Here is a 22,815-nt window from a genome sequence, read left to right as displayed (position 1 = left end):
CCGACGACAGCTGCTCCGCCGACACCGCCCGCGTCGTCAGCGACCGGACGAGGGCGACCGGCGCGCCGGTGCCGTCGGCGGCCTCGACGCCGACGCCTTCGCCGTCGGGCCGGATCGCGACCCGCAGCGTGGTCGCGCCGACCGCGAACAGCTCCACACCCGACCACGCGAACGGCAGCCGCGGACCGGACTCACCCGGGTCCCCCGGCTCGTCCGACTCACCTGCCTGCACGGCCCCTTGGGACAGGAGATGGGCCGCGTGCAGCGCGCCGTCCAGCAGCGCCGGGTGGATACCGAACGTGTCGACCTGGTCCGCGCCCGGCTCCGGCAACACCAGATCCGCGTACACACCGGACTCGTCACGCCAAGCAGCCTGCACACCCCGGAAGGCCGCCCCGTAGCCGAAGCCCGCTCCGGCCAACGACTCGTAGAACCCGTCGACGTCCACCGCGACCGCATCCTGCGGCGGCCACACGCCCAGCTGGAACTCGGGCACCCGGCTTTCGGACACGGCAAGGGAGCCCGACGCGTGCGGCGTCCACTCCTCCGTGCCGTCCGGCCTGCCATGGATGTGAACCGGCCTGTCCCCGGATTCGTCCGGCCCGCCGACGCTCACCTGGACCTGCACGCCGCCGGTCTCGGGCAGCGCCAGCGGCGCGTGCAGGATCAGCTCCCGGAGCAGGCCGCAGCCCACTTCCTGCCCGGCCCGCAGCACCATCTCCACCAGGGCGGCACCGGGAACCACGACCTGGTCCAGCACCGTGTGCTCGGCGAGCCACGGCTGTGCGTCGACCGACAGACGGCCGGTCAGCAGCACTCCGTCGCCCTCGGCCAACGGCACCACGGAGCCCAGCAGCGCGTGTCCGGACCCGGTCTGGCCGACAGCGCGCAGATCACCGGCGCCCAGGTCCGGCCGGGGCCAGTACCGCTCACGCTGGAAGGCATACGTCGGCAACTCCACGATCCGGCCGCCCCAGCCGGCGAACACCGTGGACCAGTCGACCTGAGCGCCGACCGCCCAGAGACGGCCGATCACGGTCAGGGCGGTGTCGGTCTCGTCGCGGTCCTTGCGCAGGACGGGGACGAAGACGGCGTCGGTGGTCGTGGTGGTGGTGTGCTGGGCCATGCCCGAGAGGACTCCGTCCGGACCCAGCTCCAGGTAGCGCTTGACGCCCATGGCTTCGAGGACCGTGACGCCGTCGGCGAAGCGCACCGTGCCACGGACCTGGTTCAGCCAGTACTCCGGCTGCTGCATGGCGCCGGGTTCGGCGACGGCACCGGTCAGGTTCGACACGATCGGGATGCGCGCCGGGTTGAAGCTCAGGCCGTCCAGGACCTGTGCGAACTCGTCCAGCATGGGTTCCATCAGGGCGGAGTGGAACGCGTGCGACACCGTGAGGACGGTGAACTTACGCCCCAACTCCGCGCATTGGGCGGCGTAGCCCTCGATGGCCTTGAGGTCGCCGGAGAGGACGACGGAGGTCGGGCCGTTCACGGCGGCGATGTCCAGGCCGCTGTCGGTGACGTCGGCTTCGGTGGCCTGGACGGCGAGCATGCCGCCACCGTCGGGGAGTGCCTGCATCAGGCGGCCGCGTTCGGCGACGAGGGTGCAGGCGTCGTCGAGGTCGAGGATGCCCGCGACGTGGGCGGCGGTGATCTCGCCGAGGGAGTGGCCGAGCAGGACGTCCGGGGTGACGCCCCAGGACTCGACGAGGCGGAAGAGGGCGACTTCGAGGGCGAAGAGGCCGGCCTGGGCCCACATCGTCCGGTCGAGGTCAGTGCCGTCGGTGAGGACGTCGCGCAGGGGGCGTTCGAGTCGGGCGTCGAGGCGGGCGCAGACGGCGTCGAACGCCTCGGCGTACGCCGGGAACTGCTCGTAGAGCCCCAGGCCCATACCGGCGCGCTGCGATCCCTGCCCCGTGAACAGGAACGCCGTCCGGCCCTCGGCGGCTACGTCCGAGGCGAGCGTGTTGTCCCCGGTCAGGACTGTGCGGTGGTCCAGTGCGGCCCGGGTGGTCGCGAGTGACCAGCCGACGTCGACCGGGTCGAGGTCCGGGTGGTCGGTCGTGAACGCCCGCAGCCGCTCGACCTGTGCCCGCAGAGCGGTCTCGGTCTTCGCCGAGACGACCCACGGCACCAGTCCGGGTCGTGTCACCAACAGGGGTGCGGTCGGCTCCTGTTCAGCAGGCTCAGGGGCCTGTTCGAGGATGACATGGGCGTTGGTGCCGCTGATGCCGAACGAGGACACCGCCGCGCGCCGTGCGCGGTCGGTGGCGGGCCAGGAGCGCGCTTCGGTGAGGAGTTCCACCGAGCCCGCGGACCAGTCCACTTGGGTGGACGGCTCGTCCACATGCAGCGTCGCCGGCAGCACGCCGTGCCGCATCGCCATGACCATCTTGATCACACCCGCGACACCGGCCGCCGCCTGCGTGTGACCGATGTTCGACTTCACCGAACCCAGCCACAACGGCGCGCTCTCGTCCCGGCCCTGGCCGTAGGTGGCGAGGAGCGCCTGCGCCTCGATCGGGTCCCCGAGCCGGGTACCGGTTCCGTGGGCCTCCACCGCGTCGATGTCGGCACCGGTGAGGCGGGCATTCGCCAGCGCCTGACGGATCACCCGCTGCTGCGACGGCCCGTTCGGCGCCGTCAACCCGTTGCTCGCACCGTCCTGGTTGACCGCACTGCCCCGCACCACGGCAAGGATCCTGTGCCCGTTGCGCCGGGCGTCGGAGAGCCGCTCGACGAGAAGAAGACCGACCCCCTCCGCCCAGCCCGTGCCGTCCGCACCCGCCGCGAAGGACTTGCACCGGCCGTCCGCCGCCAGCCCGTCCTGACGGTCGAACTCCGCGAACGCGGTCGGACTGACCATCACCGTCACACCACCGGCCAGCGCCATGTCGCACTCACCCGACCGCAGCGCCTGCCCCGCCAGGTGGAGTGCCACCAGCGACGACGAACACGCCGTGTCGACGGTGACGGCCGGACCCTCCAGACCGAAGACGTAGGCCGCCCGGCCCGAGATCACGCTGTTCGCCGCACCCGACAGCACATGCCCCTCGGAACCGGCGACATATCCCGACGACAACGCCCCAGCGAACACACCCACGCTGCGGCCCCGCAGCGACCGCGGGTCCATCCCCGCGGACTCGAACGTCTCCCACGCCGCCTCCAGCAGCAGCCGCTGCTGCGGATCCATCGACAACGCCTCACGCGGCGAAATCCCGAACAGCTCGGCGTCGAACTCGTCCGCGTCATGGACGAACCCGCCCACACCCGCACCCCGCGCGGCCAGCTCCGCCGGCCACCCACGATCCACCGGGAACGGCGACAAACCGTCCAGCCCACCCGAGACCATGTCCCACAACTGCTCCGGCGACGTCACCCCACCGGGCAGCCGGCACGCCATACCCACAATCGCCAGCGGCTCGTCGGATCCGGTCGCCGACAGCCGCTGGGCAGGCTCCTCAACTGCCGCGAGCTCGCCGAAGAGCTGCGACAGCAGATACTCACCGAGGACGGTCGGGTTGGGATAGTCGAACACCAGCGTCGCCGACAACCTCAGTCCCGTGGCCGCGGTCAAGCGGTTGCGGAGCTCGACGGCCATCAGCGAGTCGAAGCCGAGGTCCTTGAACGCCTGGCCCTCGCCCACGGCATCGGCCGCCGCATGCCCCAGAACAGCCGCTGCGCTGCCGCGCACCAGGTCCAGCAGCATCTGCACGCGCTGAACCTCGGACACCGACCGCAACCGCTGCACCAACGCCAGCCCGGCGCCCGACGCCTGCGCCACCCCGCGCCGCACCCGGCCCGTCACCAGACCACGCAGCAACGCCGGCACCTCACCGGCAGCCCGCACCGCACCCAGATCCAGATTGAGCAGCACCACCTGCGCCAACGGACTCGTCAGAGCCACATCGAACAGCGCCAAGCCCTGCTCGGTGGAGAGCGCGGTGCCCGCACTGGTCGCCCGGGCCCGGTCGGTCGCGGCGAGTCCACCGGTCATCGCGCTGGCCTGCTCCCACAGACCCCACGCCAGCGACAGACCCGGCAGCCCCTCCGCCCGGCGGCGGACGGCGAGTGCGTCGAGGAACGCGTTGGCGGCCGAGTAGTTGGCCTGACCGGCCGTGCCGAACGTCGCCGACGCCGAGGAGTAGAGGGCGAACAGGGCAAGGTCCGCGTCGCGGGTGAGTTCGTCCAGGTTCACGGCTGCCGACGTCTTCGCCCACAGCACCTTCTCCAGGCGCTCCTGGGTGAGTGCGGTGAAGACGCCGTCGTCGAGGACACCGGCAGCGTGCACGACACCCGTGAGCGGCGCCTCGGCGGGAATGTCCGCGAGGACCGCCGCAAGGGCATCACGATCGGCCGCGTCACACGCCACGACCTGTGCAGTCGCGCCGAGTTCGGCGAGTTCGGTGATCAGGTCGCCGGCACCGGGGGCGTCGGGCCCCTGACGGGACAGCAGCACCAGGTGCCGCACGCCGTGCTCGGTGACCAGATGACGGGCGAGCAGGCTCCCGAGGGTCCCGGTGCCGCCCGTGATCAGGACGGTGCCGTCACCGTCCAGGGACACGGACTCGTCCCCGCCCGAGGCACGAGCGAGTCGGGGCGCCAGCAGCGCGCCGTCACGGATCGCGACCTGCGGCTCGTCCACGCCGGCCAGCAAGGACAGATCCACGTCCCGCTCATCGGTTGCGGGGTCGGCGTCGACGAGGACGATGCGGTCCGGGTGCTCCGACTGCGCCGAACGCACCAGACCCCACACCGCCGCACCCACGGCATCCACCGCACCGCGACGACCGGCCGGCATCGCACCGCGCGTCACCACAGCCAGACGCGACCCGAACGAAGCCTCGTCGGCCAGCCACTCCTGCACCCGGTACAGGACCTCACCGAGCACCCGCTCCACCGGACCGTCACCGGCCTCCAGCACCGTCCACTCCGGCGCCTCGCCACCAACGGTGTCGGGCGACAGCTCAACCCACTCCACCGCGAACAACGCGTCATCGACACGCCGCACAGCCGACAACTGCTCCGCCGACACCGACCGCAGCGTCAGCGAACGCACCACCGCGACCGGCACACCGGCGCCATCCGCCGCCTCGATACTCACACCGTCGCCGTCCGGCCGGATCGCCACCCGCAGCGTGGTCGCACCGACCGCGAACAACTCCACACCCGACCACGCGAACGGCAGCCGAGGCCCGGAAGCCTCACCGTCACCGAGCACAAAACCGGACGGATGCAGCGCGGCATCCAGCAGGGCGGGGTGGATACCGAGCGTGTCGACCTGGTCCGCGCCCGGCTCCGGCAGCGCCACGTCGGCGTAGACACCCGACTCGTCACGCCAGGCCGCCTGCACGCCCTGGAACAAAGGCCCGTAGCCCAGGCCCGCGTCGGCCATCGCGTCGTAGAAGCCGTCGATGCCGACCGGGACGGCGTTCTGCGGCGGCCACACCTCCAGATCGAACCCGGGCGCCGCGGCTTCCGACGCCGACAGGAAGCCCACAGCGTGCAACGTCCAATCCTCGGCACCGTCGATCCGGCCGTAGACCTGGACAGGGCGGTCGCCCGAGGCGTCCGGGTCCTCGACCCGCACCTGGACCTGGACCCCGCCGGTCTCCGGCAGCGCCAGCGGCGCCTGGAGGATCAGCTCCCGGAGCAGGCCGCAGCCCACTTCCTGCCCGGCCCGCAGCACCATCTCCACCAGGGCGGCACCGGGAACCACGACCTGGTCCAGCACCGTGTGCTCGGCCAGCCACGGCTGTGCGTCGACCGACACGCGGCCGGTCAGCAGCACCCCGTCGCCCTCGGCCAACGGCACCACCGTACCCAGCAGGGAGTGACCGGCGTCCTCGATACCGAGCGCACCGACATCCCCGCTGATCGCACTCGGCCGGGGCCAGTACCGCTCACGCTGGAAGGCATACGTCGGCAGCCCGACGACACGGCCGCCCCAGCCGGCGAACAGGCTCGTCCAGTCGACGGTTGCGCCGGAGGCCCACAGGCGGCCGAGGGCGGTGAAGGCGGTGTCGGTCTCGTCGCGGTCCTTGCGCAGGACGGGGACGAAGACGGCGTCGGTGGTCGTGGTGGTGGTGTGCTGGGCCATGCCCGAGAGGACACCGTCCGGACCCAACTCCAGGTAGCGCTTGACGCCCATGGCTTCGAGGACCGTGACGCCGTCGGCGAAGCGCACCGTGCCACGGACCTGGTTCAGCCAGTACTCCGGCTGCTGCATGGCGCCGGGTTCGGCGACGGCACCGGTCAGGTTCGACACGATCGGGATTCGCGCCGGGTTGAAGCTCAGGCCGTCCAGGACCTGTGCGAACTCCTCCAGCATGGGTTCCATCAGGGCCGAGTGGAACGCGTGCGACACCGTGAGGACGGTGAACTTGCGCCCCAGCTGCGCGCATTGGGCGACGTAGCGCTCGATGGCTTCGATGCTGCCGGAGAGGACGACGGAGGTCGGGCCGTTGACGGCGGCGATGTCCAGACCGGAGTCGGTGACGTCGGCTTCGCTCGCCTGGACGGCGAGCATGCCGCCACCCTCGGGCAGCGCCTGCATCAGACGGCCGCGTTCGGCGACGAGGGTGCACGCGTCGTCGAGGTCGAGGATGCCCGCGACGTGCGCGGCGCTGATCTCGCCAAGGGAGTGACCCAGCAGCACATCGGGCGTGACGCCCCAGGACTCGACGAGGCGGAAGAGGGCGACTTCGAGGGCGAAGAGGCTGGCCTGAGCCCACATCGTCCGGTCGAGGTCGGCGCCGTCGGTCAGAACCTCGCGCAGGGGGCGTTCGAGGCGGGCGTCGAGGCGGGCGCAGACCGCGTCAAACGCCTCCGCGAACACCGGGAACTGCTCGTAGAGCCCGAGACCCATGCCCGCGCGCTGCGATCCCTGCCCCGTGAACAGGAACGCCGTCCGGCCCTCACCCGCGACACCCGCCGCGAGCACATCCCCGTCGGCGTCGAGAACCACACGGTGGTCCAGTGCGGCCCGGGTGGTCGCGAGTGACCAGCCGACGTCGACCGGGTCGAGGTCCGGGTGGTCGGTCGTGAACGCCCGCAGCCGCTCGACCTGTGCCCGCAGAGCGGTCTCGGTCTTCGCCGAGACGACCCACGGCACCAGTCCGGGCGTGTGCCGCGGTTCGGCATCCCGCACCGGCTCCGGTTCAGGGGCCTGTTCGAGGATGACGTGGGCGTTGGTGCCGCTGATGCCGAACGAGGACACCGCCGCGCGCCGTGCGCGGTCGGTGGCGGGCCAGGAGCGCGCTTCGGTGAGGAGTTCCACCGAGCCCGCGGACCAGTCCACTTGGGTGGACGGCTCGTCCACATGCAGCGTCGCCGGCAGCACACCGTGCCGCATCGCCATGACCATCTTGATCACACCCGCGACACCGGCCGCCGCCTGCGTGTGGCCGATGTTCGACTTCACCGAACCCAGCCACAGCGGTGCGCTCTCGTCACGCCCCTGGCCATAGGTGGCGAGGAGCGCCTGCGCCTCGATCGGGTCCCCGAGCCGGGTACCCGTGCCGTGGGCCTCCACCGCGTCGATGTCGGCACCGGTGAGGCGGGCATTCGCCAGCGCCTGACGGATCACCCGCTGCTGCGACGGCCCGTTCGGCGCCGTCAACCCGTTGCTCGCACCGTCCTGGTTGACCGCACTGCCCCGCACCACGGCAAGGATCCTGTGCCCGTTGCGCCGGGCGTCGGAGAGCCGCTCGACGAGAAGAAGACCGACCCCCTCCGCCCAGCCCGTGCCGTCCGCACCCGCCGCGAAGGACTTGCACCGGCCGTCGGCCGCAAGCCCGTCCTGACGGTCGAACTCCGCGAACGCCGTCGGACTGACCATCACCGTCACACCACCGGCCAGCGCCATGTCGCACTCACCCGACCGCAGCGCCTGCCCCGCCAGGTGCAGTGCCACCAGCGACGACGAACACGCCGTGTCCACCGTCACCGCCGGACCCTCCAGACCGAAGACGTAGGCCGCCCGGCCCGAGATCACACTGTTCGCCGCACCCGACAGCACATGCCCCTCGGAACCGGCGACATATCCCGACGACAACGCCCCAGCGAACACACCCACGCTGCGGCCCCGCAGCGACCGCGGGTCCATCCCCGCGGACTCGAACGTCTCCCAGGCCGCCTCCAGCAGCAGCCGCTGCTGCGGATCCATCGACAACGCCTCACGCGGCGAAATCCCGAACAGCTCGGCGTCGAACTCGTCCGCGTCATGGACGAACCCGCCCACACCCGCACCCCGAGCGGCCAGCTCCGCCGGCCATCCACGATCCACCGGGAACGGCGACAAACCGTCCAGCCCACCCGAGACCATGTCCCACAACTGCTCCGGCGACGTCACCCCACCGGGCAGCCGGCACGCCATACCCACAATCGCCAGCGGCTCGTCGAGCGGAACGACCCGCGCCTGCTCTGCCGCCTCCGGCTCATGCGTGCCGAAGAACTGCTCGGCCAGATACTCACCGAGCACGGTCGGGTTCGGATAGTCGAACACGAGCGTCGCGGGCAGCCGCAGGCCCGTGGCCGCGGTCAGGCGGTTGCGCAGTTCGACCGCGGTGAGGGAGTCGAAGCCGAGGTCCTTGAACGCCTGGCCCTCGCCCACCGCATCGGCCGCCGCATGCCCCAGAACAGCCGCCGCGCTGTCACGCACCAGTTCCAGCAGCATCTGCACGCGCTGAACCTCGGACACCGACCGCAACCGCTGCACCAACGCCAGCCCGGCGCCCGACGCCTGTGCGACCCCACGCCGCACCCGGCCCGTCACCAGACCACGCAACAACGCCGGCACCTCACCGGCAGCCCGCACCGCACCCAGATCCAGATTGAGCAGCACCACCTGCGCCAACGGACTCGTCAGAGCCACATCGAACAGCGCCAAGCCCTGCTCGGTGGACAACCCGCGCGCCAGCTGATCCTTCAGATGACCGGTCATCGCGCTGGCCTGCTGCCACATGTCCCACGCCAGGGACAGGCCGGGAAGCCCCTCCGCCCGGCGGCGGACGGCGAGGGCGTCCAGGAACGCGTTCGCCGCCGAGTAATTTGCCTGGCCCGCCGTGCCGAACGTGGCGGAGACCGACGAGTACAGCACGAACATCGACAGGTCCGCGTCGCGGGTGAGTTCGTCGAGATTCACGGCTGCCGACGTCTTCGCCCGCAGCACCTTCTCCAGGCGTTCCGGGGTGAGGGCGGTGAAGACGCCGTCGTCGAGGACACCGGCGGCGTGCACGACACCCGTGAGCGGCGCCTCGGCGGGAATGTCCGCGAGGACCGCCGCGAGAGCGTCACGATCGGCCGCGTCACACGCCACGACCCGTGCGTCCGCACCGAGTTCGGCCAAGTCGGCCGTCAGCGCGACCGCGCCGGGGGCATCGGGCCCCTGACGGGACAGCAGCACCAAGTGCCGCACGCCATAGTCGGTGACCAGATGACGGGCCAGGAGCCCCCCGAGAGTGCCCGTGCCGCCCGTGATCAGGACGGTGCCGTCACCGTCCAGGGACACGGACTCGTCCCCGCCCGAGGCACGAGCGAGTCGGGGCGCCAGCAGCGCGCCGTCACGGATCGCGACCTGCGGCTCGTCCACGCCGGTCAGCAGAGACAGATCCGCCGACGAGTCGTCAGCCGGATCGGCGTCCACGAGGACGATCCGGTCCGGGTGCTCCGACTGCGCCGAACGCACCAGACCCCACACCGCCGCACCCACGGCATCCACCGCACCAGGCCCGGCCGGCATCGCACCCCGCGTCACCACAGCCAGACGCGACCCGAACGAAGCCTCGTCGGCCAGCCACTCCTGCACCCGGTACAGAACCTCACCGAGCACCCGCCCCACCGGACCGTCACCGGCCTCCAGCACCGTCCACTCCGGCGCCTCACCACCAACGGTGTCGGGCGACAGCTCAACCCACTCCACCGCGAACAACGCGTCATCGACACGCCGCACAGCCGACAACTGCTCCACCGACACCGACCGCAGCGTCAGCGAACGCACCACCGCGACCGGCACACCGGCGCCATCCGCCGCCTCGATACTCACACCGTCGCCGTCCGGCCGGATCGCCACCCGCAGCGTGGTCGCACCGACCGCGAACAACTCCACACCCGACCACGCGAACGGCAGCCGAGGCCCGGAAACCTCACCGTCACCGAGCACAAAACCGGACGGATGCAACGCGGCATCCAGCAGGGCCGGATGGATACCGAGCGTGTCGACCTGGTCCACAGCCGGCTCCGGCAGCGCCACGTCGGCGTAGACACCCGACTCGTCACGCCAGGCCGCCTGCACGCCCTGGAACAAAGGACCGTAGCCCAGGCCCGCGTCGGCCAAGGCGTCGTAGAAGCCGTCGATGTCGACCGGGACGGCGTTCTGCGGCGGCCAGACGCTCAGGTCGAAGTCGGTTGAGGGGTGGGCCTGTTCCGCCAGTGCGCCGGAGGCGTGGAGTGTCCACTCGTCGGTGCCCTCGGCGCGGGCATGGATGTGCACCGGGCGGTCGCCCGAAGCGTCCGGGCCCTCGACCCGCACCTGGATCTGGATCCCGCCGGTCTCCGGCAGCGCCAGCGGCGCCTGGAGGATCAGCTCACGGAGCAGGCCGCAGCCCACTTCCTGCCCGGCCCGCAGCACCATCTCCACCAGCGCGGCACCGGGCACCACGACCCGGCCCATGACGAGGTGGTCGGCCAGCCACGGCTGCGCATCGACCGACAGGCGACCGGTCAGCAGCACCCCGTCGCCCTCGGCCAACGCCACGACCGACCCCAGCAGGGAGTGACCCGAGGCGGTCAGACCGACCGTACGCAGGTCGCCGGTGCCGAAGTTGGGCCGCGGCCAATACCGCTCACGCTGGAAGGCATACGTCGGCAGCCCGACGACACGGCCGCCCCAGCCGGCGAACACCGTGGACCAGTCGACCTGAGCGCCGACCGCCCACAGACGGCCGAGGGCCGTCAGGGCGGTGTCGGTCTCGTCGCGGTCCTTGCGCAGGACGGGGACGAACGCGGCGTCGGTGACGATGGTGTCCTGAGCCATGCCGGACAGGACTCCGTCCGGACCCAGCTCCAGGTAACGCTTGACGCCCATGGTCTGGAGGGCCGTGACACCGTCGGCGAAGCGCACCGTGCCACGGACCTGGTTCAGCCAGTACTCCGCCTGCTGCATGGCCCCGGGTTCGGCGACGGCACCGGTCAGGTTCGACACGATCGGGATACGCGCCGGGTTGAAGCTCAGGCCGACCAGGACCTGTGCGAACTCGTCCAGCATGGGTTCCATGAGGGCGGAGTGGAACGCGTGCGACACCGTGAGGACGGTGAACTTACGTCCCTGTTCGGCGCATTGGGCGGCGTAGCCCTCGATGGCCTTGAGGTCGCCGGAGAGGACGACGGAGGTGGGGCCGTTGACGGCGGCGATGTCCAGGCCGCTGTCGGCGACGTCGGCTTCGGTGGCCTGGACGGCGAGCATGCCGCCACCCTCGGGCAGCGCCTGCATCAGACGGCCGCGTTCGGCGACGAGGGTGCACGCGTCGTCGAGGGACAGGATGCCCGCGACGTGGGCGGCGCTGATCTCGCCGAGGGAGTGACCCAGCAGCACGTCCGGGGTCACACCCCACGACTCGACGAGGCGGAACAGAGCCACTTCCAGGGCGAACAACCCGGCCTGCGCCCACATGGTCTGATCCAGGTCGGCGCCCTCGGTGAGGACGTCACGCAGGGGGCGTTCGAGTCGTGCGTCGAGGCGTGCGCAGACCGCGTCGAACGCCTCGGCGAAGACCGGGAACTGCTCGTAGAGCCCCAGGCCCATGCCGACACGCTGCGATCCCTGCCCCGTGAACAGGAACGCCGTCCGGCCCTCGGCAACGACGTCCGAAGCGAGCGTGACCTCTCCGCCCAGCACTGCACGATGCTCCAGGGCGGCGCGGGTGGTCGCGAGTGACCAGGCGATCTCCACCGGGTTCAGGTCCGGCCGTTCCGCTGTGAACGCGCGGAGCTGTTCGACCTGTGCCCGCAGAGCGGTCTCGGTCTTCGCCGACACCACCCACGGCACGAGTTGCGGCGGTTGCCGCAGTGCGACGACCGGCGTCGGTGCCGGCTTCGGTGCGGGTGCCTGTTCCAGGATGACGTGGGCGTTGGTGCCGCTGATGCCGAACGAGGACACCGCCGCGCGGCGCGGACGGTCACCGGTCTCGGGCCACGACCGTGCCTCGGTGAGCAGCTCCACCGCGCCCGCCGACCAGTCGATCTGGGGCGAGGGCGCGTCGACGTGCAGCGTCGCCGGCATCAGCCCGTGCCGCATCGCCATGACCATCTTGATCACACCGGTCGCGCCGGCGGCTGCTTGGGTGTGGCCGATGTTGGACTTGATGGAGCCGAGCCACAGCGGTTCGCTGTCGTCGCGGTTCTGGCCGTAGGTCGCGAGGAGGGCTTGGGCTTCGATGGGGTCGCCGAGGCGGGTGCCGGTGCCGTGGGCTTCGACGGCGTCGATGTCGGCGCCGGTGAGGCGTGCGTTGGCGAGGGCTTGCTGGATGACGCGTTGTTGGGAGGGGCCGTTGGGTGCGGTGAGTCCGTTGCTCGCGCCGTCCTGGTTGACGGCGCTGCCGCGGATGACGGCGAGGATGTCGTGTCCGTTGCGCTGGGCGTCGGAGAGTCGTTCGACGAGGAGGATGGCGGCGCCTTCGGACCAGCCGGTGCCGTCGGCGGCGGCGGCGAAGGATTTGCAGCGTCCGTCGGCGGCGAGGCCGCCCTGGCGGGCGAAGTCGACGAACACGCTGGGGGTGGAGAGCACGGTGACGCCGCCGGCGACGGCGAGGTCGCATTCGCCGTTGCGGAGGGCTTGTGCGGCGAGGTGGAGTGCGACGAGGGAGGAGGAGCAGGCGGTGTCGACGGTGACGGCGGGGCCTTCGAGTCCGAAGACATAGGCGGCGCGGCCTGAGAGGACGCTGCCGGCGTTGCCGGTGCCGAGGAAGGCGTCGACGCCGTCGGGGACCATGCCCAGGCTCTGGGCGTAGTCGTGGTACATGATGCCGGCGTAGACGCCGGTGGAGGATCCGCGCAGGGACAGCGGGTCGAGGCCGGCGGACTCGAAGGCTTCCCAGACGCCTTCGAGGAGGAGGCGTTGCTGGGGGTCCATGGCGAGGGCTTCGCGGGGGCTGATGCCGAACAGGGCGGCGTCGAAGTCACCGGCGCCGGTGACGAACCCGCCGACGCCTTCGACGCCGCTCCAGGCGACGTCCCACCAGCGGTCGTCGGGGAAGGCGCTCATCCCGTCGCGGCGGGCGGTGACCAGGTCCCACAGACCGGCCGGCGACGTCACCCCTCCGGGCAGGCGGCACGACATGCCCACGATCGCGATCGGTTCGTTGGCGAGTGCCGGCCTTGCGGGCGTGGCGGGGCGCCTGGTGGTGGCGGGTTCGTCGGTGCCGGTGAGGGTCTGGTCGAGGTGGGTGGCCAGGGCGTGGACGTTGGGGTAGTCGAAGACGAGGGTGGCGGGCAGGCGCAGTCCGGTGGTGGTGTTGAGCCGGTTGCGCAGTTCGACGGCGGTGAGTGAGTCGAAGCCGAGGTCCTTGAAGGCCTGGCGTTCGCCGATCGCGTCGGTGGTGGTGTGTCCGAGGACGTGGGCGACCTCGGTGCGGACCACGTCCTGGAGCAGGACGGTCCGTTCGCCTCCGGTGAGGCCGGTGAGGCCGGTCAGGCGGCGCAGCAGGTGCGTGTCGCCCGCGGCGGCGGCGGTGCGGCGGGCCCGGCGGACACCACTGGTGGGGGCGAGGGCGCGCAGCAGCGCCGGGACGGGTGTGGCCGCGTCGAGGGTGCGCAGGGCGGTGACGTCGATCGGCATCGCGACCACGCCGGCCAACTCGGTGCGCAGGGCGGTGTCGAACAGGGCCAGGCCCTGTTCGCTGGACAGGCCGGGGCCGAGTCCTCGGCCGGCCCGGTCCTGGAGGTGCCCGGTCATCGCGCTGGCCTGCTCCCACAGGCCCCAGGCGATGGACAGACCCGGCAGTCCCTCGGCCCGGCGGCGCACGGCGAGGGCGTCGAGGAACGCGTTGGCGGCGGAGTAGTTGGCCTGCCCGGCGGTGCCGAACGTCGCCGAGACCGACGAGTAGAGCACGAACATCGACAGGTCGGCGTCGCGGGTCAGCTCGTCCAGGTTCACCGCCGCGGTCGCCTTCGCCCGCAACACGGTCTCCAGGCGCTCCGGGGTCAGAGCGGTGAAGATGCCGTCGTCGAGAACACCGGCCGCGTGCACGACACCCGTGAGCGGCGCTGTTTCGGGGATGGTGGCGAGGACCGCCGCGAGGGCGTCGCGGTCGGCCGCGTCGCAGGCTACGACCTGTGCGGTTGCGCCGAGTTCGTCGAGTTGGGTAACCAAGTCGGCTGCGCCGGGGGCTTCCTGGCCCTTGCGGGACAGCAGCAGCAGGTTGCGCACGCCGTGTTCGGTGACCAGGTGGCGGGCGAGGAGCCCGCCGAGGGTTCCCGTTCCGCCGGTGATGAGCACGGTGCCGTCCCCGACCAGGGACACCTCCCGCTCCCCGATGCCGTTGGCACGCACCAGCCTGGGCGCGAACAGCACGCCGTCACGGATCGCGACCTGCGGCTCGTCCACGCCCGCCACCAGCGACAGATCCACTGGCGAGTCGTCGGCCGGGTCGGTGTCGACGAGGACGATGCGGTCCGGGTGCTCGGACTGCGCCGAGCGCACCAGACCCCACACCGCCGCACCCACGGCATCCACCGCACCAGGACCACCGGCCGGCATCGCACCGCGCGTCACCACAGCCAGACGCGTATGGTCGGGGCCGTCCTCGCCCAGCCACTCCTGCACCCGGTGCAGGACCTCGCCGAGCACCTGCTCGACCGGGCCGTCACCGGCCTCCAGCACCGTCCACTCGGGAGCCTCTGCCGCCTCGCCATCAGTGATGTTCGACGGCAGTGCGACCCACTCGACCGCGAACAGCGCGTCATCGGCATGCTGGACGGTCGACAACTGTTCCGCCGACACCACCCGTGACATCAGTGACCGGACGAGGGCGACCGGCGCACCGGTGCCGTCGGCCACCTCGACGGTGAGGCTTTCACCCACCGGGCGGATCGCGACCCGCAGGGTGGTCGCGCCGACCGCGAAGAGTTCCACGCCCGACCAGGCGAACGGCAGCCGCGGCCCGGAAGCTTCCGCGTCACCGAGGATCAGACCGGAGGGGTGGAGTGCGGCGTCCAGCAGGGCCGGGTGGATGCCGAAGCCGTCCACCGCGTCCGGGACGGTCACCTCGGCATACACACCGGTCCCGTCACGCCAAGCGGCCTGCACGCCCTGGAACACCGGACCATAGCCGAAGCCCGCGTCCGCCAGCGTGTCGTAGAAGCCGTCGGTGTCCACCTGAACGGCATCGACCGGCGGCCACACCTCAAGATCGAACCCGGGCACCCCGGCATCCGACGCCGCCAGGAAGCCCGTCGCGTGCAACGTCCACCCCTCGGCCCCGTCGACCCGGCCGTAGACCTGCACGGGGCGGTCGCCCGAGACGTCCGGGTCCTCGACCCGCACCTGGACCTGGACCCCGGCGGAGTCCGGCAGCACCAGCGGCGCCTGGAGCACCAGCTCCCGCAGCAGACCACAGCCCACCTCCTGCCCCGCCCGCAGCGCCATCTCCACCAGCGCCGTCCCAGGCACCACGACCCGCCCGAGCACCACATGATCAGCCAACCACGGCAGCGCCTCCACCGACAGACGACCGGTCAGCAACGCACCGTCACCCTCGGCCAGCGGAACCACCGAACCCAGCAGCGCATGCCCGGAACCGGCCTGACCGACAGCCCGCAGATCACCGCTGCCCGGGTTCGCCCGCGGCCAGAACCGCTCCCGCTCGAACGCATACCTCGGCAGATCGACAACCTGCCCACCCCAACCCGCGAACACCCCGGGCCAGTCGACATCCACACCCGCCGCCCACAAACGGCTCACCGCAGCCAGCGCGGCCTCGGCCTCGTCCCGCTCCTTGCGCAGGACGGGCACGAACACCGCATCACCAGCGGTCTCCTGAGCCATCCCGGACAGGACCCCGTCCGGGCCCAGCTCCAGGTAGCGGGTGACACCCATCGCTGCGAGGGTGACGGCGCCGTCAGCGAAGCGGACGGCTTGGCGGACCTGACGGAGCCAGTACTCCGGCTCCTGCATCAGCCCCGGTTCGGCCACCGCACCCGTCAGGTTCGACACGACCGGGATCCGTGCCGGGCTGAAGGTCAGCCCGTGCAGCACCCGGCCGAACTCCTCCAGCATGGGTTCCATCAGGGCGGAGTGGAACGCGTGCGACACCGACAGCACGGTGAACCTGCGGCCCTGCTCCGCGCATGCGGCCGCATACCCCTCGATCGCCTCGACGCTGCCCGACAGCACGACGGAGGTCGGGCCGTTGACGGCGGCGATGTCCAGACCGGAGTCCGCGACATCGGCCTCGGTGGCCTGGACGGCGAGCATCCCGCCGCCCTCAGGCAGCGCCTGCATCAGCCGGCCGCGCTCGGCCACCAGTACACACGCATCGTCCAGGTCGAGGATGCCCGCCACGTGGGCGGCGGTGATCTCGCCCAGCGAGTGCCCCAGCAGCACATCCGGTGTGACGCCCCACGACTCGACGAGCCGGAACAGGGCCACTTCGAGGGCGAACAGCCCCGCCTGCGCCCACATGGTCCGGTCGAGGTCGGCGCCCTCGGTCAGGACCTCCCGCAGCGGACGCTCCAGCCGCACGTCGAGACGGGCGCAGACCGCGTCGAACGCCTCCGCGAACACCGGGAACTGGTCATACAGACCCAATCCCATGCCCGCACGCTGCGACCCCTGTCCCGTGAACAAGAAGGCCGTCCGCCCCTCGGCGACGACGCCCGAAGCGAGGGTGGCATCCCCGGCCAGCACCGCACGGTGCTCCAGGGCAGCTCGGGTGGTCGCCAGCGACCAGCCGATATCGACCGGGTTCACCTGGGTCTGGCCGGCCATGAACGACCGCAGCCGCTCGACCTGTGTCCGCAGCGCGGTTTCGGTCTTGGCCGACACCACCCACGGCACCAGTCCGGGCGCCTGCCGGGTCGCGACAACCGCCGCAGGCTCCGAATTCGGAGCCTGCTCCAGGATGAGGTGGGCGTTGGTGCCGCTGATGCCGAAGGAGGACACGGCCGCGCGGCGCGGACGGTCATCGATCTCGGACCAGGGGCGTGCTTCGGTGAGGAGTTCCACCGCGCCCGCTGTCCAGTCGACCTGCGGGGACGGCTCGTCGACGTGCAGGGTCGCGGGCATGAGGCCGTGCCGCATCGCCATGACCATCTTGATGATGCCGGCGACGCCCGCGGCGGCCTGGGTGTGGCCGATGTTGGACTTGATCGAGCCGAGCCACAGCGGCTCGCTGTCCTCGCGGTTCTGGCCGTAGGTGGCGAGCAGCGCTTGGGCCTCGATCGGGTCGCCGAGGCGCGTGCCGGTGCCGTGGGCCTCGACGGTGTCGATGTCGGCGCCGGTGAGGCGGGCATTCGCCAGTGCCTGACGGATCACCCGCTGCTGGGAGGGCCCGTTGGGGGCGGTGAGTCCGTTGGAGGCGCCGTCCTGGTTGACGGCGCTGCCGCGGATGACGGCGAGGACGTGGTGTCCGTTGCGCCGGGCGTCGGAGAGGCGTTCGACGAGGAGGAGGCCTGCGCCTTCGGCCCAGCCGGTGCCGTCGGCCGCGGCGGCGAAGGACTTGCAGCGCCCGTCGGCTGCCAACCCGTCTTGGCGGTCGAACTCGGCGAACGCGCCCGGGGTGACCATGACCGTCACACCGCCGGCGAGCGCCAGATCGCACTCCCCGGACCGCAGCGCCTGCGCCGCCAGGTGCAGGGCGACCAGCGACGACGAACACGCCGTGTCCACCGTCACGGCCGGGCCTTCGAGCCCGAAGACGTAGGCGAGGCGGCCGGAGATGACGCTGTTCGCGGTGCCGGTGAGCAGGTGTCCTTCGGCGCCGGCGACGCCGTTGCTGCCGTATCCGGACGGGGAGGCGCCGGCGAACACGCCGACGCTGTGCCCGGTCAGCGACCGGGGGTTCATGCCGGCCGATTCGAGGGTTTCCCAGGCGGTCTCCAGCAGCAGTCGCTGCTGCGGGTCCATCGCCAGCGCTTCGCGCGGGCTGATGCCGAACAGGCCGGCGTCGAACTCGTCCGCGTCATGGACGAAACCGCCCCGCGCCGCTGTGCCGTCGAGCATGCCGACGGGCCAGCCCCGGTCCTCCGGGAACGGCGTGATGCCGTCGACCCCGCCGGCGACAAGGCTCCACAACTGCTCCGGCGAGGTGACACCGCCGGGATAGCGGCAGGCCATCCCCACGATCGCGACCGGCTCGTCGCTGCCCGCGACTGCGGACGCGGGCCGTGCCGAAGCGGTCAGCGCACCGTCGCCCAGGAACTGGGTGAGCAGGTAGTCCCCGAGGACGGTCGGGTTGGGGTAGTCGAACACGAGGGTGGCGGGCAGGGTGAGCCCGGTGTGGGTGGTCAGCAGGTTCCGCAGTTCGACCGCCATCAGGGAGTCGAAGCCCAGGTCCCGGAACGCCCGGCCCGGCTCGACCGCCTCCGCACCCGCGTGACCCAGCACCTCGGCCGCACGCTCGCGCACCAGATCCAGCAGCATCTGCGAGCGCTCCGTGACCGTGGCCTCCACGAGCCGCCGACGCAGCTCCGCCCCCGGCCCCTCGTCCGCAACACCAGAGGCGGAGGTGGTCGCGAGAGCGTCCGCCGCCTCGGGAAGGTCCGACAGCAGCGCACTGGGACGGACCGAGGTGAAGGCGGGAGCGAACACCGACCAGTCCACGGCCGCGACGGTCACGCCGGATTCCCCGCCGTCCACCGCCCGGGCAAGGGCCTGGATCGCCATCGCCGGATCCATCGGGATCAGACCGCGACGGCGCAGAGCCTGCTCCGCCTCGCCCCGCACCACCATCCCGGCACCGGCCCACGGACCCCACGCCACCGACGTCCCCGCAAGCCCACGCTCCCTGCGGTGCTGCACCCACGCGTCCAGGAACGCGTTACCGGCCGCATACGCGCCCTGACTGCCACTGCCCCACGTCGCCGAGATCGACGAGAACACCACGAACAGATCAAGCGACACATCACGCGTCAACTCGTCCAGATACCGGGTCCCGTCGACCTTCGACCGCAACACCGACCCGACACCCTCAGCAGTCGCCTCTTCGAGCGTCTGGGGCACGTCGACACCGGCCGCGTGAACCACGCCGGTCAGCGGCCACTCGGCCGGGACAGCCGCGATCACGGCACTCAGCGCGTCGCGGTCGGCGACGTCACACGCGGCGACCGTCACCTGTGTACCCAGAGCCGTCAGTTCCTCGACCAGGCCCTCGGGCGCGACACCGCCACGGCTGGTCAGCACCAGATGCGGCACACCCCGGCCCGCCAGCCAGCGGGCCACCTCCGCGCCCAGCGCACCGGTACCACCGGTGACCAGCACGGTGCCGGAGGAGTCCGGGTTCCATGCCTCGTTCAGCACCCCGGCCGGCACGGCCCGTGCCAGACGGCGACCGAAGACGCCGGAGGCACGCACCGCGACCTGGTCCTCGTCAACACCCGTGAGGACGCTCACCAGTCGGGCACCGGCCCGCGCGTCGAGGGTCTCGGGCAGGTCGACCAGACCGCCCCAGCGACCGGGAAGCTCCAGCGCCGCGACCCGGCCCAGACCCCACACCGCGGCCAGATCCGGACGCGTCAGCCGGTCCGAACCACCGACCGACACCGCACCCCGCGTCAGCACCCACAACGGCGCCGACACCTCGCCCAGCCCCTGCACGGTGGCAAGGGTCTGCTCCCATCCGGACGGCATCAGCACGACGCCAGCCACTCCGGGCAGCTGCGCCACTTCCTCGACTGCGACGTGCACCACGGTCGCACCGGCCGCGGACAGCGCGGCCGAGACTTCCGCGTCCTCCTCGCCGACAACTGCCCACAGGCCGGTCAGTGCGGCCGGCGGCATGCCGTCCAGCGGCTTCCAACTGACACGGTAGCGCCAGGAGTCGAGCGTCGACCGCTCCCGGTGACGCTGCCGCCACGCCGACAGCGCGGGCAGCGCCGACTCCAGGCCCGCGAGCTCCTGAAGATCCTCACGCTCCACCGCGTCCCAGAACGCGGCGTCCACCAACTCACCCGAAGCAGCCGCCGATACGACCGAAACCTCCGGCCAGAACCGCTCATGCTGGAAGGCGTATGTCGGCAGATCGACAGTTCGGCTGCCCCAACCCGCGAACACGGAGCGCCAGTCGACGTCGACGCCGACGCTCCACAGGCGGCTGAGCGCGGTCAGCGCGGTGTCCGCCTCGTCCCGGTCCTTGCGCAGGACGGGCACGAACACCGCGTCGCCGACGGTCTCCTGAGCCATCCCGGACAGCACTCCGTCCGGGCCCAGCTCCACGAAACGCGTCACACCCAACTCCGCGACGGCCGCGACACCATCCGCGAAGCGCACCGCCTGACGGACCTGACGGAGCCAGTACTCCGGGTCCTGCATCAACCCGGGCTCGGCCAGTTCACCGGTCAGGTTGGAAACGACCGGGATCTCTGCCGGGTTGAACGTCAACCCGCCCAGCACCCGGCCGAACTCCGCCAGCATCGGCTCCATCAGCACGGAATGGAACGCGTGCGACACCGACAGCACACTGAACCGCAGACCGCGCTCCGCGCACTCCGCCGCATACCGCTCGATCGCCTCGACAGCACCGGACAGGACCACGGACCGCGGCCCGTTCACCGCAGCGATGTCCAGACCCGAGTCCGCGACCTCCGCTTCACCAGCCTGCACCGCGAGCATCCCGCCACCCGCCGGCAGCGCCTGCATCAACCGGCCCCGCTCGGCCACCAGCACACACGCATCGTCCAGCGACAGGATCCCGGCGACATGCGCGGCACTGATCTCACCCAGCGAGTGCCCCAACAGCACATCCGGGGTCACGCCCCACGACTCCACCAGCCGGAACAGCGCCACCTCCAGCGCGAACAGACCCGCCTGCGCCCACGCCGTCCCGTCCAGACCGACACCGTCGGCCAGAACCTCCCGCAGCGGGCGCTCCAACCGGGCGTCCAGGCGGACGCACACCGCGTCGAAGGCCTCCGCGAACACCGGGAACTGCTCATGCAGCCCCAGGCCCATACCGGCGCGCTGCGAACCCTGCCCCGTGAACAGGAACGCCGTCCCGCCCTCACCCGCGACACCCGCGGCCAGCGCATCCCCGCCTGCGGCCAGCACCACCCGGTGCTCCAAAGCCGCACGGGTCGTCGCCAGCGACCAGCCGACGTCCACCGGGTCCAGCTCCGGCCGTCCGGCGACGAACGACCGCAGCCGCTCGATCTGCGCCCGCAGCGCGGCCTCGGACTTGCCCGACACCACCCACGGCGCCGACCCCGGCAGCGGCCCCGCAGCGTCGAGCGCCGCGGGCTCCGATTCCGGAGCCTGCTCCAGAATGACGTGGGCGTTGGTGCCGCTGATGCCGAAGGAGGAGACGGCCGCGCGGCGCGGACGGTCGCCGGTCTCGGGCCAGGGGCGTGCCTCGGTGAGCAGTTCCACCGCGCCGACGGACCAGTCCACATGCGGAGACGGCTCGTCCACGTGCAGCGTCGCCGGCATCAGGCCGTGCCGCATCGCCAGGACCATCTTGATCACACCGGTGACGCCCGCGGCCGCTTGGGTGTGGCCGATGTTCGACTTCACCGAGCCGAGCCACAACGGCTCGCCGTCACCGCGGCTCCGGCCGTAGGTGAGCTGGAGGGCCTCCGCCTCGATCGGGTCGCCGAGGCGCGTGCCGGTGCCGTGCGCCTCGACGACGTCGATGTCCGCGCCCGTCAGCCGGGCACTGGCCAGCGCCTGGCGGATCACCCGCTGCTGCGAGGGACCGTTCGGGGCCGACAGGCCGTTGGAGGCGCCGTCCTGGTTGACGGCGCTGCCCCGCAGCACCGCCAGGATCTGGTGCCCGTGGCGTTGCGCGTCCGACAGCCGCTCCACCAGCAGCACACCGACGCCCTCGGCCCAGCCGGTGCCGTCGGCGGCTGCCGCGAACGCCTTGCACCGGCCGTCCGAGGCGAGACCGCCCTGCTTGGCGAAGGCGCTGAACGAGGCGGGCGTCGCCATGACGGCCACGCCTCCGACGAGCGCCATGCGGCACTCGCCCTGTCGGATCGACTGTGCGGCCAGGTGCAGGGCGACCAGGGACGACGAGCACGCCGTGTCCACCGTCACCGCGGGGCCCTCCAGCCCGAAGACGTAGGACATGCGGCCCGACAGGACGCTGCTGGCGCCACCGGTCAGGGCGAAGGACTCGGCGTCCTCGGAGCCGTGGGCGAGCAGGCCGTAGCCGGAGGGCGAGGCCCCGATGAAGACCCCGGTGGGCGTGCCGACGAGCGAGCGCGGGTCGACGCCCGCCGATTCGAGCGCCTCCCATGCCGCTTCCAGCAGCAGGCGCTGCTGCGGGTCCATCGCCAGGGCCTCGCGCGGGCTGATGCCGAACAGGTCGGCGTCGAAGAGGTCGGCGTCCTGGACGAAACCGCCCCTGGGTGCGTAGGTCTCGTCTCCCCGGCCGCCGTCGGACGGCCCGAATTCCTCCCAACCGCGGTTGGCGGGGAAGCCGGTGGTGGCGTCCGTCCCCGTGCTCACCAGGTGCCAGAAGTCGTCGGGGTTCGCGACGTCTCCGGGGAGGCGGCAGCTCATGCCGACGATGGCGATCGGCTCGCTGCTCGCCGCCAGGATCTCGCGATTCTGGGAGCGGAGCCGCTCCACCTCCTTGAGGGAGGTCCTCAGCGCTTCGA

At 71.7% G+C, this 22,815-nt stretch carries 3 pseudogenes; all 3 read right to left on the bottom strand.

Annotated features, from left to right (window positions below):
* Positions 1–19 precede the first annotated feature (19 nt).
* Positions 20–14,896: pseudogene (locus JE024_RS42590) on the bottom strand (SDR family NAD(P)-dependent oxidoreductase); the annotation flags it as partial.
* 96 nt (positions 14,897–14,992) lie between these two features.
* Positions 14,993–18,295: pseudogene (locus tag JE024_RS42585) on the bottom strand (type I polyketide synthase); the annotation flags it as partial.
* Between the two features lie 177 nt (positions 18,296–18,472).
* A pseudogene (locus JE024_RS42580) lies at positions 18,473–22,807 on the bottom strand (type I polyketide synthase); the annotation flags it as partial.
* Between the last annotated feature and the right edge of the window lie 8 nt (positions 22,808–22,815).

The sequence above is a fragment of the Streptomyces zhihengii genome (assembly GCF_016919245.1).
Taxonomy (GTDB): Bacteria; Actinomycetota; Actinomycetes; order Streptomycetales; family Streptomycetaceae; genus Streptomyces; species Streptomyces zhihengii.
The sequence above is the reverse complement of the archived record's forward strand: the minus strand, read 5'-3'. Positions and strand labels throughout refer to the sequence as shown.